Below are 17,207 nucleotides of genomic sequence, written 5' to 3'. Positions count from 1 at the left end.
TCCTTTCAAATGGAAAAGATGATGGGTGGAGATAACGGGAAGAGCGGCTTTCGTCTCTGGCGCAATGCGCGCCTGGCCACGATGGCAGAGGGTGCTGCCGGCCTGGGCATTGTCGAAAGGGGTGCTATTGCCGCGCGCGATGGGCTTATTGTCTATGCCGGCGCGGAAGCCGACATGCCGGGCTCATTCGGGCAGGGTGCCGAGACCATCGATTGCCAAGGCCGCTGGATCACGCCCGGTCTGATCGACTGCCACACGCACCTTGTCTATGCCGGCAACCGCGCCAACGAATTCGAGATGAGGCTGTCCGGGGCCACTTATGAAGAAGTCGCCCGCGCCGGGGGCGGCATCGTCTCCTCCGTCAAATCGCTACGTGCAGCCGGCGAAGACGCGCTCGTCGCCGAGACGCTGCCGCGCCTCGACGCGCTGCTGGCCGAAGGGGTCACGAGTGTGGAGATCAAGTCCGGCTACGGCCTCGATCTCGATAATGAGAAGAAGTCGCTGCGCGCCGCCCGTCGGCTGGAGAGCGAGCGGAAGGTGACAATCCGCACGACCTGTCTCGCCGCGCACGCGCTGCCGCCGGAAGCCAATGGCGACAAGGACGCTTTCATCGATCTGGTTGCCGCCACGATCCTCCCCGCGGTCGCCGCCGAAAAGCTTGCCGATGCCGTCGACGGATTCTGCGAGGGTATCGCCTTCTCGCCGGAGCAGATTTCGCGCGTCTTCGACAAGACGAAGGCACTCGGGCTGCCGGTAAAGCTCCATGCCGACCAACTCTCCAATCTGCATGGGGCAGCGCTAGCCGCGCGCTACGGCGCACTTTCGGCCGACCATCTCGAATACACCGACGAGGCGGGCGCTGCGGCGATGGCCAAGGCTGGCACCGTGGCGACCATCCTGCCCGGCGCCTATTACTTCATCCGCGAGACGAAAAAGCCGCCGATCGACCTTTTCCGCCGGCATGGCGTAAAGATGGCGGTCGCCACCGACAGCAATCCCGGCACCTCGCCGCTCACGTCGTTGCTGCTCACCATGAACATGGCCGCGACGCTCTTCGGCCTGACCGTCGAGGAATGCCTTGGCGGCGTCACCCGCGAGGCCGCGCGGGCGCTGGGGCTGCTCGACGAGACCGGCACGCTGGAAGCCGGCAAGTCGGCCGATCTCGCCATCTGGAACATCGAGCGCCCGGCCGAGCTCGTCTACCGCATGGGCTTCAACCCGCTCCATGCCCGCATCTGGAGAGGACAATGACCGAACTGATCCTGAAGCCCGGCAGCGCCACACTTGGCGATTGGCGCGCCATCTATCGCGGCGCCGTGCCGAAACTTCACGCCGCCTGCCGGCCGAAGATCAAGGCCAGCGCCGAAGCGGTCGGCCGCATCGTCGCCAAGGGTGAGCCGGTCTACGGCATCAACACCGGTTTCGGCAAGCTGGCCAGCGTCCGCATACCGGCAAACGATCTCGAAACGCTTCAGCGCAACATCGTGCTCTCACACGCCGCCGGCGTCGGCGAGCCGATGCCTGCCGCGGTGGTGCGGCTGATGATGGCGCTGAAGCTTGCCAGCCTCGCCCAGGGTGCTTCCGGTGTTCGCGCCGAGACCATCGACCTGCTTCAAGGTATGCTCGCCAACGACGTCATCCCGGTGGTGCCGGCGCAGGGCTCGGTCGGTGCTTCGGGCGACCTCGCGCCGCTTGCTCACATGACTGCCGTCATGATCGGTGTCGGTGAATGTTTTACCCCGCACGGCCGCTTTCCGGCCAAGGTCGCTTTCGTCTCGCACGGACTTGAGCCGGTGACGCTCGGTGCCAAGGAAGGCCTGGCGTTGCTCAACGGTACGCAGTTCTCGACCGCTTTCGCACTTGCCGGCCTGTTCGAGGCCGAGACGCTCTATCAGTCGGCGCTGGTTGCCGGTGCGCTGTCGACCGATGCCGCGCGCGGCTCCGATGCCCCCTTCGATCCACGCATCCATTTGCTGCGCAAGCATCGCGGCCAGATCGAGTCGGCGGAGGCGCTTCGTAATTTGATGGCCGGCAGCGCCATCCGTGAATCGCACCGCCTCGGCGACGAGCGCGTGCAGGATCCCTACTGCCTGCGCTGCCAGCCGCAGGTGATGGGCGCCGCCCTCGACGTGCTGCGCAAGTCGGCTGACACGCTGGAGACTGAGGCGAACGGCGTCACCGACAATCCGCTGATCTTCGCCGAGGACGACACCGCGCTTTCGGGCGGCAATTTCCACGCCGAGCCGGTGGCCTTCGCCGCCGACATGATCGCGCTTGCCGTCTGCGAGATCGGCTCCCTGTCGGAGCGGCGCATCGCCATGCTGGTCGATCCGGCGCTCTCCGGTATGCCGGCTTTCCTTACGCCGAAGCCGGGCCTGAATTCCGGCTTCATGATCCCGCAAGTGACGGCGGCGGCGCTGGTTTCGGAAAACAAGCAGAAGGCCTACCCGGCGAGCGTCGATTCGATCCCGACCTCGGCCAACCAGGAAGATCACGTCTCCATGGCCGCCCACGGCGCGCGGCGGCTGCTCGGCATGATCGAGAATGCCACCGCCGTCATCGGCATCGAATTGCTGGCGGCCGCGCAGGGCTGCGATTTCCACGCCCCGCTGGCATCGAGCGAGGCGTTGGAAGCCGTGCGCAGGCTGGTCCGGGCCGAGGTGCCGCATCTCGACAACGACCGGCATTTCCACCCCGACATGGAAAAGGCGATCGCCCTGGTGCGCAGCGGCGCCGCGGTGAATGCGGCCGGTGTGGTCGCGCTGCCGGGGATTGCGTCGTGAGATTGAACGCTCTGATAGGTCGCGTTCCTTCGCGCCCCCCTCTGTCCTGCCGGACATCTCCCCCACAAGGGGGGAGATCAGCCGTCGCGTCGGCTTTCGCCAATCTCCAGCGGCGCAGGATCGAGCGATGCGCTGCAGCCGCCAATCTCCCCCCAAGTGGGGGAGATGTCCGGCAGGACAGAGGGGGGCGCCGTAGAACGCCGGCGCATGGAGTTCTCCAATGACCACGCCCTGGCTCACCGTCACACGCGGTACGGCGCCGCTGCTGGTCTCGATCCCGCACACCGGCATTGATCTTGCCGGCCTCGACAGCCGGCTGGTCTCGACCTGGCTCGGCCGCCGCGACTGCGACTGGTGGATCGACAAGCTCTATGATTTTGCCACCGACCTCGGCGCCACCGTCGTTCACACCGCCATCTCGCGTACCGTCATCGACGTCAATCGCGACCCTTCCGGTGTTTCGCTCTATCCTGGCCAGGCGACGACCACCCTGTGCCCCACCGACACATTTGACGGCGATCCGCTCTACCGCATCGGAGAGGAGCCGACGCCGTCCGAGATCGACCGGCGCCGCGAGACCTATTTCGCCCCGTATCACGCCGCCCTGCAGGACGAGATCGACCGGCTGCGCGGCATGCACGAGAACATTGTGCTCTATGACTGCCATTCTATTCGCTCGGTGCTGCCGCGCCTGTTCGAGGGCACGCTGCCGGTCTTCAACCTCGGCACCAATGACGGCAAGAGCACCGATCCTTCGCTGCAGGAGAAGGTCGCCGCCATTCTCGCCGCAACCGGCGAAAGCTGGGTGGTGAACGGCCGCTTCAAAGGCGGCTGGATCACCCGCCATTTCGGGCGGCCGCAGAGCGGAGTCCATGCGCTGCAGATGGAGCTCTCCAACCGCGGCTACATGCGCGAACCCGCCGAGAAGGGCACGCCGGCAAACTGGCCCGTGCCTTACGACCCGACCTACGCCGCGCCGATCCGCGCCACGCTGAAGACCATTCTCGAAACCGCCATTGCCTGGGCTGCGCGCTGACGCGCCCGCATCGCATCGAAAGGGAAGCGACCACATGACCGATCCCCGCCACAACATCCGCGAAGTACGCAGCCCCCGTGGCGACAAGCTCAATGCCCGCTACTGGACGACGGAAGCGCCGCTGCGCATGCTGATGAACAATCTCGACCCGGACGTCGCCGAGAACCCGAACGAGCTCGTCGTCTATGGCGGCATCGGCCGGGCGGCGCGCACCTGGAACGATTTCGACCGCATCGCCGCCTCGCTGAAGACACTTGGCGAGGACGAGACGCTGCTGGTGCAGTCCGGCAAGCCGGTTGGCGTCTTCCGCACGCACAAGGACGCGCCGCGCGTGCTCATCGCCAACTCCAACATCGTTCCGCACTGGGCGAACTGGGAGAAGTTCAACGAGCTCGATAAGAAGGGCCTGATGATGTACGGCCAGATGACGGCCGGCTCCTGGATCTACATCGGCACGCAAGGCATCGTGCAGGGCACCTACGAGACCTTCGTCGAAGCCGGCCGCCAGCATTATGGCGGCAACCTGAAGGGTAAGTGGATCCTGACCGGCGGTCTCGGCGGCATGGGGGGCGCCCAGCCTCTGGCAGCGGTGATGGCCGGCGCCTGCTGCCTCGCCATCGAATGCAATCCGGATTCGATCGATTTCCGCCTGCGCACTCGCTATCTCGACGAGAAGGCCGAGACGCTCGACGAGGCGATGGCCATGATCGAGCGATGGACCAAGGCCGGGAAGGCGAAATCAGTCGGCCTGCTCGGCAATACGGCCGAGATCGTGCCGGAAATGTTCAGGCGCGGCATCCGCCCCGACATCGTCACCGACCAGACCTCGGCGCACGACCCCATCAACGGCTACCTGCCGAAGGGCTGGACCATGGCCGAATGGCGCGAAAGGCGCGTCTCCGATCCAAAGGCCGTGGAGAAGGCGGCGCGCGCGTCGATGCGCGAGCATGTCGAGGCGATGGTGGCGTTCTGGAACGCCGGCGTGCCGACGCTCGACTATGGCAACAACATCCGCCAGGTCGCCAAGGAAGAAGGCTTCGAGAACGCCTTTGCCTTCCCTGGCTTCGTGCCGGCCTATATCCGTCCGCTGTTCTGCCGCGGGGTCGGTCCGTTCCGCTGGGCAGCACTCTCCGGCGATCCGGAGGACATCTACAAGACCGACGCCAAGGTGCGCGAGCTCACCCCCGGCAACACCCATCTGCACAACTGGCTCGACATGGCGCGCAAGCGGATCTCGTTCCAGGGGCTGCCGGCGCGCATCTGCTGGGTCGGTCTCGGCGACCGGCACAGGCTGGGGCTCGCCTTCAACGAGATGGTCGCCAAGGGCGAGCTCAAAGCGCCGGTCGTCATCGGCCGAGACCATCTCGATTCCGGCTCGGTCGCCTCGCCGAATCGCGAGACCGAGGCGATGAAGGACGGCTCCGACGCCGTTTCCGACTGGCCGCTGCTCAACGCGCTGCTCAACACCGCCTCCGGCGCCACCTGGGTGTCGCTGCATCACGGCGGCGGCGTCGGCATGGGTTTCTCGCAGCATGCCGGCATGGTCATTGTTGCCGACGGCACACCGGAAGCGGGCAAGCGCCTGGAGCGCGTGCTGTGGAACGATCCGGCGACCGGCGTGATGCGCCACGCCGATGCCGGTTACGACATCGCCGTCCAGTGCGCGAAGGAGCACCAGCTCAACCTCCCGGGCATATTGAGCTGAGCCATGCGCATTCTTCGTGCCGCCGAATACCGGGTCATGCCGTGGAAGAACGGCGGCGGCACGACGACCGAGATCGCCGTTTCGCCCGATGGCGCCGGCCTCGACGATTTCGACTGGCGCATTTCGATGGCCCGCGTCGAAACCGGCGGACCATTCTCCAGCTTTTCCGGCATTGACCGCACGCTGTCGGTGCTGGAAGGCGAGGGCATCGTTCTCGATATCGCCGGCCGTCCGCCACAGCGTTTGACAGGGGCGTCCGCGCCGCTTTCGTTTCCTGGCGACGTGCCGACGAGCGCTGCACTGATTTCGGGCCCGATCACTGATCTCAACATCATGACCCGCCGGAGCCGGATGAACCATGCGGTCGAGCGGCTGTCGCTTGCGGGCGCTACCGAAATCGAGCCGGCAGGCGAGGTGACGCTCGTCCTTGCCAGCGGTGGCGGCGTCAAAGATTTCACAAACACCGCAGCAACACTGGCTCCGCTCGACACCTTGATCGTCGATCGGAACGCTCCGAAACTGCGCCTGGAGCCGGAAGGCCAAGGGATGCTGTTCGTCATCCGGCTCTTCGGCACCTACCGTTAACGGCTGTTGCCAAACATGATCGAGGTGTCGGCGAAATATCGCCGGCCCACTTGCATGTATCACGAAAAAGCCTGAATCCTTTCCCTCATCGAACCTGGGGATGGGGTGCGAGGGGCGCTCGTCCAGAGCTTGTCTAAAGGACGCTCCTGGTGCGCTGCGCAACGCAAACTTTCGGCCGAACTTGTCATGCAACCAATTGCAATCGAGCCGGTTTTAGGTGCATTGCCGTGGCGGTGAAGCCGCATTGCGCCCACCGTACGGAATTTTGAATGAATATTCAGACGAATCCCACCAAGATCGAAGCTACGAGCGCGACCTTTCCGGCCATTACGGAAGCGCCGATCCGCTCCAATTTCCTGCCCGAGGACCGCCTGCGTGAAGTGGGTGTCGGGCTCGCCAGGGGAGACGTCAAGGACCTGTTCGGTCTGGCGCCGTTCGAGTTCCAGGCCCGCATCCGCGACAGCGCCAGAAAAATCCTCGAGGTCTATCGCTCGACCAATGCCGCCCAAGCCAAGGGCGAGACGATCACGCCGGCGGCGCAATGGCTGCTGGACAACAATTACCTGGTCGAGGAGACCATCTTTCAGGTCAAGCGCGACCTGCCGCGCCGATTCTATCGGCAGCTGCCGACCCTGAAGCTTGCCGACGGCACCGTCATGCCGCGCGCTTTTGCCGTCGCCTGGAGCTATGTCGAGCATTCCGACAGCTCGGTCTCGGCGACCATGTTCAAGGCGATCGTCGAAGGTTTCCAGTCGGTCGAGCCGCTGAAGATCGGCGAGCTCTGGGCGCTGCCCTCGCTGCTGCGCTTCGTCTTGATCGAAAATCTCCGCCGGATCGCGGTGCGCGTCAGCCGCACCAGGCAGATGCGCCAGATCGCCAACGAGGTCGCCGACCGGGTGCTGGCGACCGACGACAACGCCGATCGAACCAGGATCCTGTCGCACTACGCCGCGCATGCGCAGGACACCACTTTCGCCACCCAGCTGCTCTACCGTCTGCGTGACGGCTCGCAGAATGCCGGCCGGGCGCTGGAATGGCTGGAAGGCGAGCTCGAGAAGACCGGCTCCGACGCCGAGGAAATCATCATCGGCGAGCATCAGACGCTGTCCAGCGGCAACGTCACCACCGGCAACATCATCCGCGGCCTGCGCCTCATCAACGACGTCGACTGGACGGTCTGGTTCGAGGACGTCAGCCGCATCGATACGCTGCTGCGTGAGAGGACCGACTTCGCCGCGCTCGACTTCTTCTCGCGCGACCAGTACCGCACCGCCATCGAGCAGCTGGCGCGCCGCTCGCAGCTTTCCGAATTCCGCGTCGCCGAGAAGGCGATCGAGCTCGCCGGTCATGCCCCGGGCGTCACCGATGCATCCGGCGTGCCGGATGCGGTCGCCGAACCAGCCGCGCATACCGATGTCGGCTTCTTCCTTGTCGGCCCGCGCCGGCAGGAGCTGGAGAAGGCGATCGGCTACCGGGCTCCCTTCTATGTGACCTTCAAGCGGGCCTTCACCGCAACCGGCTGGCTCGGCATCGTCGTGCCCGTCTTCCTGCTGACGGTGTTGTTGCTGGTGCTTTCCGGCAACGCGCTCGCCCATCTCGGCCTTTCGGCGGGATCGATCACGCTGATGCTGGCGCTGTTCGCGGTGCCGGCGAGCGAAGGCGCGCTCGCCTTCTTCAACACGGTCGTCGCGCTTTTCCTGAGGCCGACCCGGCTCGTCGGCTACGACTACAAGCACGGCATACCGGCAGAGGCGCGCACGCTGGTCGTGGTGCCTTCCCTGATCGGCTCGCGCGACGACGTCGAGGAGAACATCCGCAACATCGAGGTGCATCACCTCGCCAACACGGCGGAAGAAATCCATTTCGCGCTGCTGTCCGATTGGCCCGATTCCAAGGCCGAGATCGACGCAGCCGATATCGAGATCCTGCAATATGCGCGCGACGAAATCGCCAGGCTGAATGCCCGCTACCCCTCCGCGGGCGCGCCGCGCTTCTATCTCCTGCATCGCCGCCGGCTCTACAACCAGGCGCAGGGCTGCTGGATGGGCTGGGAGCGCAAGCGCGGCAAGCTGCACGAGCTGAACCTTTTGCTGCGCGGCGACAGCGACACCACCTTCCTGCCGCTCGACGTCGCGCTGCCGGAAAAGGTCGTCTATGTGATGACGCTCGATGCCGACACGCGCACGACGCGCGACGCGGTCTCGACCCTGGTCGGCAAGCTTGCCCATCCGCTCAACCGCCCGCGTTTCGATCCGGCAAAGCGCGTCGTCAGCGCCGGCTACACCATCCTGCAGCCGCGCATCACCGCCTCGCTCACCAGCGGCGACGACGCTTCGTTCTTCCAGCGCGTGTTCTCGGCCAATCGCGGCCTCGACCCTTACGTCTTCGCCGTGTCCGACGTCTATCAAGACGTCTTCGGCGACGGCTCCTTCACCGGCAAGGGCCTCTACCATGTCGACGCCTTCGAGGCGGCGCTGAAGGACCGCATCGAGGAAAACACCATCCTCAGCCACGACCTGCTGGAAGGCGCCATGGCGCGCGCCGCCCTGGTCACCGATGTCGAGCTGGTCGAGGACTATCCGACCCGCTATTCGGTCGACGCCTCGCGCCATCATCGCTGGGCGCGCGGCGACTGGCAGTTGCTCGGCTTCATCTTCGACCCGCGTTCCGGCGTGCCGGCGCTGTCGCGGTGGAAGATGGTGGACAATCTGCGCCGTTCGCTGACTCCGATCTTCTGGGTCATGGCCTGTATCGCCGGCTGGACCCTGCTGCCCTTCACGCAAGCGGCGCAGTGGCAGGCGCTGCTGATCCTCAGCCTGTTCATGGCGCCCACCTTCGACATCGTCAACGGCATCCTGCCGAAGAGCGGCGACCAGACCCCTCGCGGCCATTTCTCGGCGCTGGCAAGGGACACGGTGTTCGGAACCGCCTTGGTGGCCCTGAAGGTGCTGCTCATGGCGCATTTCGCCTGGATGATGGGCGACGCCATTGTCCGCACCCTCTACCGGCTCTTCGTCAGCCGCCACAACCTTCTGGAGTGGCGCACCGCCTCGCAGGCGCACAAGAGCGGCGGCAGCGACATCGGCGCCTATTACAGCATGATGTACGGCGCGGTGATCATCGGCGTCGTCGGCCTCGCCGTTCCGGTTCTGGCCGACTCGACCGGCGCCTTCGTCGCCTTCTTCTTTGCCATCTTCTGGATCGGCTCGCCGGCAGTGGCCTGCTGGATCAGCCGCTCGGCAGAGACCGAGGACCGGCTGCGCATTTCGGCTGCCGATGTCCACACGCTTCGCACCGTGGCACGCCGGACCTGGCACTATTTCGAGACCTTCGTGACGGCCGAGCACCATCACCTGCCGCCGGACAATTTCCAGGAAAGCCCGGCGCCGGTGGTGGCGCCGCGCACATCGCCGACCAATATCGGCGTCTACCTGTTGTCGGTCGTATCGGCGCGCGACTTCGGCTGGATCAGCCTGTCCGACGCCATCACCCGCATCGACGCCACGATGACGACGATCGAGAACATGCCGCGCGACCGCGGGCATCTCTACAACTGGTACGATACGACGACGCTGAAGCCGCTCTATCCGCTCTACATTTCGGCGGTGGACAGCGGCAATCTCGCCGGCCATCTGGTCGCGGTGGCCGCGGCCTGCGCCGAATGGGCGGAAGCGCCTTCCGTCCACCTGCAGGGCGATTTCGAGGGCATCCTCGACACCGTCACCATTCTCGACGAGAGCCTGGAAGATCTGCCCGACGACCGCCGGCAGCTGCGGCCGCTGCGCCAGCGTCTCGCCGATCGCCTCGACGGCATGCGCCGCGCGGTGATGACCATCAAGGCGCAGCCCGAGATGGCGTCGATCCGCACCATCAATCTGGCCGTGCTCGCCGGCGAGATCCGCAAGCTCGCCACCGCCATCCATGTCGAGGCGGCGTCGCCGAAGAGCGACATCATCGCCGACTGGGCGGCAAGGCTGGAGGCGACCTGCGAGGCGCATGTCCACGATTCGCACAATGACGAAAGTGCCGTCGGCGCCCTGCGCGCCAAGCTGCTTGCGCTGCGCGAGCGCTGCCGCCGCTACGCCTTCGAAATGGATTTCTCCTTCCTGATGCGGCAGGAGCGCAAGCTCCTGTCGATCGGCTACCGGGTCGAGGAGCACCAGCTCGACGAGAGCTGCTACGACTTGCTCGCTTCCGAGGCGCGGCTGACCAGCCTGTTCGCCATCGCCAAGGGCGACCTGCCGACGGAGCACTGGTTCCGGCTCGGCCGGCCGATCGTCGAGATCGGCTTCCAGGGCGCGCTGATGTCGTGGTCGGGCTCGATGTTCGAGTACCTGATGCCGCCGCTGGTGATGAAGGAGCCGCATGGCTCGATCCTCAACCAGACCAGCAAGCTCATCATCCGGCGCCAGATCCAGTACGCGCGCTCCAAGAACGTGCCGTGGGGCATATCGGAAGCCGCCTACAATGCCCGCGACCGGGAACTGACCTATCAATACACGAACTTCGGCGTGCCTGGCCTCGGGCTGAAGCGCGGTCTCGGCCAGAACACGGTGATCGCGCCTTACGCGACCATCCTGGCGGCCCAGTTCAGCCCTCGCGAGGCGGTGCAGAACCTGATGCGGCTGCGCTCGATCGGCGCGATGGGCCGGCACGGCTACTACGACGCGGTCGACTTCACGCCGCAGCGCGTGCCGGAAGGCGGCGATCATGCCGTCGTCCACAACTACATGGCCCACCATTCCGGCATGTCGATCGCTGCCGTGGCGGATGCCATCTTCGAGGGCCGGCTGCGCGACCGCTTCCACAGCGATCCGGTCATCGAGTCGGCGGAACTTCTCCTGCAGGAAAGGGCGCCGCGCGACATCCCGACGGCCACGGTCCGGACCGAAGCGGACGAGCGCGCCAAGGACGAGACCGAGACCGAAAGCCCGGACAGCCGCATCATCCTCGATCCGATCAAGGCCCTGCGCGCAACCAGCGTCATGTCCAACGGCCGCTACTCGGTCATGGTCACCGCCACCGGGTCGGGCTACAGCCGCTTCGGCGAGCTTGCCGTCACCCGCTGGCAGCCGGATCCGAGCGAGGACCGGCTCGGCTCCTATATCTTCCTGCGCGACGCAGCGACCGGCGACTGGTGGTCGGCGACCGCCGAGCCGAAGCGCGCGGATAGCGAGCGCGTCCAGACCCTGTTCGCCGACGACAAGGCGAGCTTCGTCAAGTCGGTCGGATCGCTGCGCTCGGAAGTCGAATGCATCGTGATTTCCGAAGGCAATGGCGAAGGCCGCCGCATCACGCTCTACAATGATGGCGCGACCGACCGGCATATCGAGGTGACCTCTTTCGCCGAGCTGGTGCTGGGCAACGAAGCTTCCGACAATGCCCATCCGGCATTCTCCAAGATGTTCGTCGAGACTGAGATCACGGGCAACAATGGCGCGATCTTCGCCACCAGGCGCAAGCGCGACAAGAACGAGCCGGACCTGACCATGGTGCATTTCGTCACCGATCCATCGGGTCCCTCGCGCGACGCTGAGGCCGAAACCGACCGGCGCGCCTTCATTGGCCGCGGCCGCACCATTGCCGATGCCGCCGCCTTCGATCCCGGCGCCAGGCTTTCCGGCCATCAGGGCTTCACGCTCGATCCCGTGGCGGCGCTCCGCCGCCAGGTCCGGGTGCCCGCCAACAAGAAGATCTCGCTGACGTTCTGGACCATCGTGGGAGCCAACCGCGGCGAACTCGACGAGGCGATCGCCCGGCTCGATCATCAGGAGAGCTTCGCCCGCCAGGCGATGCTTGCCTGGACCCGCAGCCAGGTGCAGACGCGTCATCTCGGCCTCAGCCTGACCGATGCCGCCAATGTGCAGAAGCTGGCGCGCTACCTGATCTATCCGGATCCGTTCCTGCGCTTGCCGGCGGACTCCATCGCCTCCGGTCTCGGCCGGCAGTCGAGCCTGTGGCCGACCAGCATCTCCGGCGATTTCCCCATCTTCCTGGTTCGCATCGGCGACGTCGCCGACCTCGAGATCGTGGCCCAGGCGCTGCGGTTCCAGGAATACATGCGCGCCCGCGGCATGATGATCGACTTCGTCGTCGTCAACGAGCAGGCCTCATCCTATGTCCAGGACCTGCAGCGCGCGGTCGAGACGCTGTGCGAGAACAGCCGCCTGCGTGGCCGCGAGCTCGGACCGCGCCAGCATATCTTCGCCGTGCGCCGCGACCTGATGGACGAGGCGACCTACAAGACTCTGCTCTCGGTCGCGCGCGTCGTGCTGCACACGCGCAACGGGACCATCTTCGATCAGCTCGAACGCGCCGAAACCGCCGCATTGCAGGCTCGCGACGCCTTGCAGCAGGCGGAAGGCGGCGCGCCCCGCGCGCCGTCCCAGCCGTTGCCCCTGCCGGTGCCCGCGAGCCAGGGAGCGGCCGACATCGCCGCCGACGGCAGCGGCCTCGGCCTGTGGAACGGCTTTGGCGGCTTCGACGGTGACGGACGCCACTATGTGACGCGCCTGACCGGGCGCCGCACCACGCCGCAGCCCTGGATCAACGTCATCTCCAACGCCTCGTTCGGCTTCCATATCTCGGCCGAGGGCGCCGGCTTCACCTGGAGCCGCAACAGCCGCGACTATCAGCTGACGCCGTGGTCGAATGACCCGGTGTCGAACCGGCCGGGCGAAGGCATCTATATCTTCGATCACGTGAGCGGCAAGGCGTTCTCGCCGATGGCCGCCGTGGTCCGCGACGCCTCGATGACCTACGAGACCTGGCACGGCCAGGGCTTCTCGACCTTCCGCTCGAAGCGCGGGTCGTTGTCGATGGACCTGACGCAGGTGGTCGATCCGACCGACCCCGTCAAGATCACGCGGCTGCGTATCCAGAATGCCGGTTCGGTGCCGGCAAGGCTGCGTGTCTATGCCTATGCCGAATGGGTGCTCGGCGGCCATCGCTCGCGCACGGCTGCGACCATCGTGCCCTCGCGCGATGCCGCGACCGGCGCAATGCTGGCGCAGAACCCCTATGGGCTCGATTTCGGCGAGAGGGTGGCGTTCCTCGCCGCCACGGCGCCGGTGCATTCGGTGACCGCCGATCGCGGCGAGTTCATCGGCAGGCACGGCACAAGCGAGTATCCGCAGGCCGTGCTGGGGGGCTCGGGTCTTTCCGGCCGCGTCGAGGCCGGCGATGACCCATGCGCCGCGATTGCCAGCGATATCGACATCCCGGCCGGCGGCGACGTGACCTTGTTCTGGCTGCTCGGCGACGCGGCGACGCCCGCGGAGGCGAGCGCGCTGGTGCAGACCCACCGGAGCAAGGACTTCGACCAGCGGCTGGCCGACAATGAGCGCGTGTGGCGCGGCTTCCTCGACACCATTCAAGTCGAGACGCCCGACAAGGCGCTCAACGCCATGGTCAATCACTGGCTGCCTTACCAGAGCCTGGCCTGCCGGATCCGCGCGCGCTCGGCCTTCTACCAGGCGAGCGGCGCCTTTGGCTTCCGCGACCAGCTGCAGGACACGCTGGCTTTGCTCGCGCATGACCCGAAGCTGGCGCGCGACCAGATCCTCAACGCCGCGCGCCGGCAGTTCCCGGAGGGCGATGTCCAGCACTGGTGGCTGCCGCGCACCGATGCCGGCGTGCGCACCATGATCTCGGATGACGTGGTGTGGCTGGCGCATGCTACCGCCCGCTACATCGAGGTGACAGGCGACGCGGCGATCCTGAAGGAACAATTGCCCTTCATTGACGGGCAGCAGCTCGGCGAGGGCGAGCACGATGCCTTCTTCACACCCGAGATCACCAAGACCACCGCCTCGCTCTACGACCACTGTGCGCGGGCGCTCGATCTGGCGATCAAGCGCAGCAGCCCGGCCGGGCTGCCGCTGATCCTCGGCGGCGACTGGAACGACGGCATGAACCGCGTCGGCGAGGGCGGCAAGGGCGAGAGCGTGTGGCTGGGCTGGTTCCTGTTGAAGACGCTGGGCGACTTCGCCCCCGTCGCCAAGGGACAGGGCGACACCAAGCGCGCCAATGCATGGAGCAAGCACGCCGACGCGCTGAAGCGGGCGCTGGAAAGCACGGCCTGGGACGGGCAGTGGTACCGGCGCGGCAGCTTCGATGACGGCACGCCGCTCGGCTCTCACAACTCGGATGAGTGCAAGATCGACTCCATCGCCCAGTCGTGGAGCGTTCTCTCGGGCGAAGGCGACCCGGCGCGCTCGACCACCGCCATGCAGCAGGCGACCAGGATGCTCGTCGATGACGATCACAAGATCGTCAAGCTGTTCACGCCGCCCTTCTCCAGGAGCGAGAAGGATCCCGGCTACATCAAGAGCTATCCGCCGGGCGTTCGCGAGAATGGCGGCCAGTACACCCACGCCGCCACCTGGTTCGTGATCGCACTGGCCGAGATGGGCCTCACGGACGAAGCCTATCGCTGCTTCTCGATGCTGAACCCGGTCAACCACGCTTCGGACGAGAAGGCTGCCGAACACTACCGCGTCGAACCCTATGTCGTGGCGGCCGACATCTACGCCGGCGAAGGCAAGGGCGGCCGCGGCGGCTGGACCTGGTACACGGGTTCTGCCGGCTGGCTCTACCGCGCCGCCGTAGAAGGCATCCTCGGCATCGAGCGGCGCGGCAAGCAGATCACGTTTAGACCGAAGCTGCCCAGCCACTGGGACGGCTATGCCGCCACGCTGAAGATGTTCGACGGCGAGGCCAGGGTGCGCGTGATCCGCGACAAAAAGACCAAGTCGATCTCGCTGGAAGTCAATGGTTCGAAGACAAAGACGGCGTCTTTCGAGCCGACGGCCGGCGAGGTGACGGAAGTTGTCGTCAAGATCCCCGCGTGAATTCAAAGCCTTGGCTCATGAGCCGCGTGTTCGTTGCAATAGGCGGCTGAAAACGAGCGTTTACTTGGGCGATGACTCGCGCCGACGATCGCCATCGTTCATTAGGGGGCGCTAACGCAGTCCCGGCTGACTAAAAATGTGGCAGCGCCGGGCACCTGCCATTATTTCGCCGCAAGGCTGACATTTCACCTTTTATCTCAAACCGTTAGGTGATCACGCCAGATTTCGCACCGTCGTCATCTTTTGTTCGCTAAATGGGAACGGAAGGGATAGACGGGCATTGTTTTGCGACGCGCCAACCGGTACGTGTCATGGAATGGTGCACTGCACAATAAATGTTTGGCGGAGTAGCTGAAGTGTCACTTCTGCAAATCTACTGGCGAGCACTGGGTTATCTGGCGGCCGACAAGAAGCGCGTTGCGCTGATCTGCGGCGCCAACGTTGCGCTTGCCATGGTCGCCATCCTCGAGCCGATCCTGTTCGGCCGGGTGATCGATGCCATCTCCGAACACGGTTCGGTGTTTTCCACCCTCGCTGTTTGGGCTGCCCTCGGCGCCTTCAACATCGTCGCCTTCGTGCTGGTGGCGCGCGGCGCCGACCGCTTCGCGCATGCCCGCCGCTCGGAAGTGCTGTGCCAGTCCTTCGAGCGCGTGATCACCATGCCGCTCGCCTGGCATCACCAGCGCGGCACCTCCAATTCACTCCACACGCTGCTGCGCGCTGTCGAGACGCTGTTCAGCCTGTGGCTGGAATTCATGCGCCAGCATCTGTCGACGGCGGTTGCGCTTGCGCTGCTCGTTCCGACCGCGCTTTCCATGGACGTCCGCATGTCGATGGTGCTGCTCGGCCTCGGCGCGCTTTATCTCGGCATCGGCCGGCTCGTCATGCGCCGCACCAAGTCCGGCCAGGCGGCGGTGGAGCGCCACTACCATACCGTCTTTGCCCATGTGACCGATTCCGTGAGCAACGTCGCCGTGCTGCAGAGCTACAATCGCATCGGCCATGAGACCGAGACGCTGAAGCGTTACGTCAAGAACCTGCTCGACGCGCAGAACCCTGTGCTCGACTGGTGGGCGATCGCCAACGCACTGCATCGGCTCTCCTCGACCATCTCGATGATGATCGTGCTGCTGATCGGCGCATACCTCGTCACCCATGGCCAGCTTCGCGTCGGCGACGTGATCGCCTTCACCGGCTTTGCCACGCTGCTGATCGCCCGCCTCGACCAGATGTCGGCTTTCGCCAATCAGATCTCCGAGGCGCGCGCCAAGCTCGAGGATTTTTATCGCCTCGAGGACTCGGCCGCCGACGCCGCAGAGCCGGACGGCCTGCGCGAGCTCACCAACGTCACCGGTCATGTCCGTTTCGAGAATGTCAGCTTCGAGTTCGCCAATTCGGGGCAGGGCGCCGACAACGTGTCGTTCGAGGTGCCGGCCGGCAAGACGGTTGCCATCGTCGGTCCGACCGGCGCCGGCAAGACGACGCTCATCAACCTGCTGCAGCGCGTCTTCGCGCCGTCCAGCGGCCGCATCCTGATCGACGGCATCGACACCCGCACGGTGACCCGCAAGTCGCTACGCCATTCGATCGCCACCGTCTTCCAGGACGCCGGCCTGCTCAACCGCTCGATCGAGGACAATATCCGCGTCGGCCGCGCCGATGCCACCTATGACGAGATCCACGCCGCCGCCAACGCCGCCGCCGCGCAGGACTTCATCCTGTCGAAGAGCAACGGCTACGACACGGTCGTCGGCGAGCGCGGCGGCCAGCTTTCGGGCGGCGAGCGCCAGCGCATCGCCATTGCACGCGCAGTGCTGAAGGACGCGCCGATCCTGGTGCTCGACGAGGCAACCAGCGCGCTTGACGTCGAGACCGAGGATCGCGTCAAGGAAGCCATCGACGAACTGCGCCGCGACCGCACCACCTTCATCATTGCGCACCGCCTGACCACGGTCCGCGATGCCGACCTGGTCGTCTTCATGGATAAGGGCAGGGTGGTCGAGTACGGCGGCTTCACCGAGCTGTCGCTGCGCAACGGCCGCTTCGCTGCCCTGCTGCGCGCCGGCGGCCTGCTCAACGACGAAGAGGTTCGCCGCCTCAGCCGCCCGGTCAACGAAGCGGCGTGAGATCAACGCTCCCCTTCTCCCTTGTGGGAGAAGGTGGTCGCGAAGCGGCCGGATGAGGGGTGCTCCAGCTTGGCAATTTTCGACGAATTGCCCACGCCTCATTTCTTCCAACACCCCTCA

7 protein-coding genes are annotated in these 17,207 nt (G+C 65.6%); all 7 read left to right on the top strand.

The window, feature by feature from the left end:
• The first annotated feature begins 21 nt into the window (after positions 1–21).
• The 7 genes from hutI (at position 22) to EN818_RS04135 (ending at position 17,087) form a co-directional block, all read left to right on the top strand.
• Positions 22–1,251, top strand: a complete 1,230-nt coding sequence (gene hutI / locus EN818_RS04170; protein ID WP_165350042.1) for an imidazolonepropionase — start codon at positions 22–24, stop codon at positions 1,249–1,251.
• A complete protein-coding gene (hutH, locus tag EN818_RS04165) occupies positions 1,248–2,783 on the top strand; it encodes a histidine ammonia-lyase (RefSeq protein ID WP_095808395.1) in 1,536 nt (511 codons plus the stop codon). Before hutI ends, hutH begins: the two co-directional genes overlap by 4 nt.
• Before the next feature lie 220 nt (positions 2,784–3,003).
• Positions 3,004–3,819, top strand: coding sequence for an N-formylglutamate deformylase (gene hutG / locus EN818_RS04155; protein ID WP_095808394.1), 816 nt, complete (start codon positions 3,004–3,006; stop codon positions 3,817–3,819).
• Between the two features lie 34 nt (positions 3,820–3,853).
• Entirely contained in the window at positions 3,854–5,524 is a 1,671-nt protein-coding gene (gene hutU, locus EN818_RS04150; RefSeq protein WP_095808393.1) for a urocanate hydratase, read from the top strand.
• Positions 5,525–5,527: 3 nt separating this feature from the next.
• The gene (locus EN818_RS04145) at positions 5,528–6,109 is read left to right on the top strand and encodes a HutD family protein (RefSeq protein WP_135904067.1); all 582 of its coding nucleotides are present in this window, start codon (positions 5,528–5,530) and stop codon (positions 6,107–6,109) included.
• Between the two features lie 269 nt (positions 6,110–6,378).
• Positions 6,379–14,961: a glucoamylase family protein gene (locus EN818_RS04140; RefSeq protein ID WP_135904066.1), complete on the top strand. Its 8,583-nt coding sequence runs from the start codon at positions 6,379–6,381 to the stop codon at positions 14,959–14,961.
• 356 nt (positions 14,962–15,317) lie between these two features.
• Positions 15,318–17,087, top strand: a complete 1,770-nt coding sequence (locus EN818_RS04135; RefSeq protein ID WP_095808390.1) for a glucan ABC transporter ATP-binding protein/ permease — start codon at positions 15,318–15,320, stop codon at positions 17,085–17,087.
• Positions 17,088–17,207 lie beyond the last annotated feature (120 nt).

It is taken from the genome of Mesorhizobium sp. M3A.F.Ca.ET.175.01.1.1 (assembly GCF_004791945.1).
Lineage (GTDB): Bacteria > Pseudomonadota > Alphaproteobacteria > Rhizobiales > Rhizobiaceae > Mesorhizobium.
Note: the sequence above shows the minus strand (reverse complement) of the source record. Positions and strands in the feature narration are given on the sequence as shown.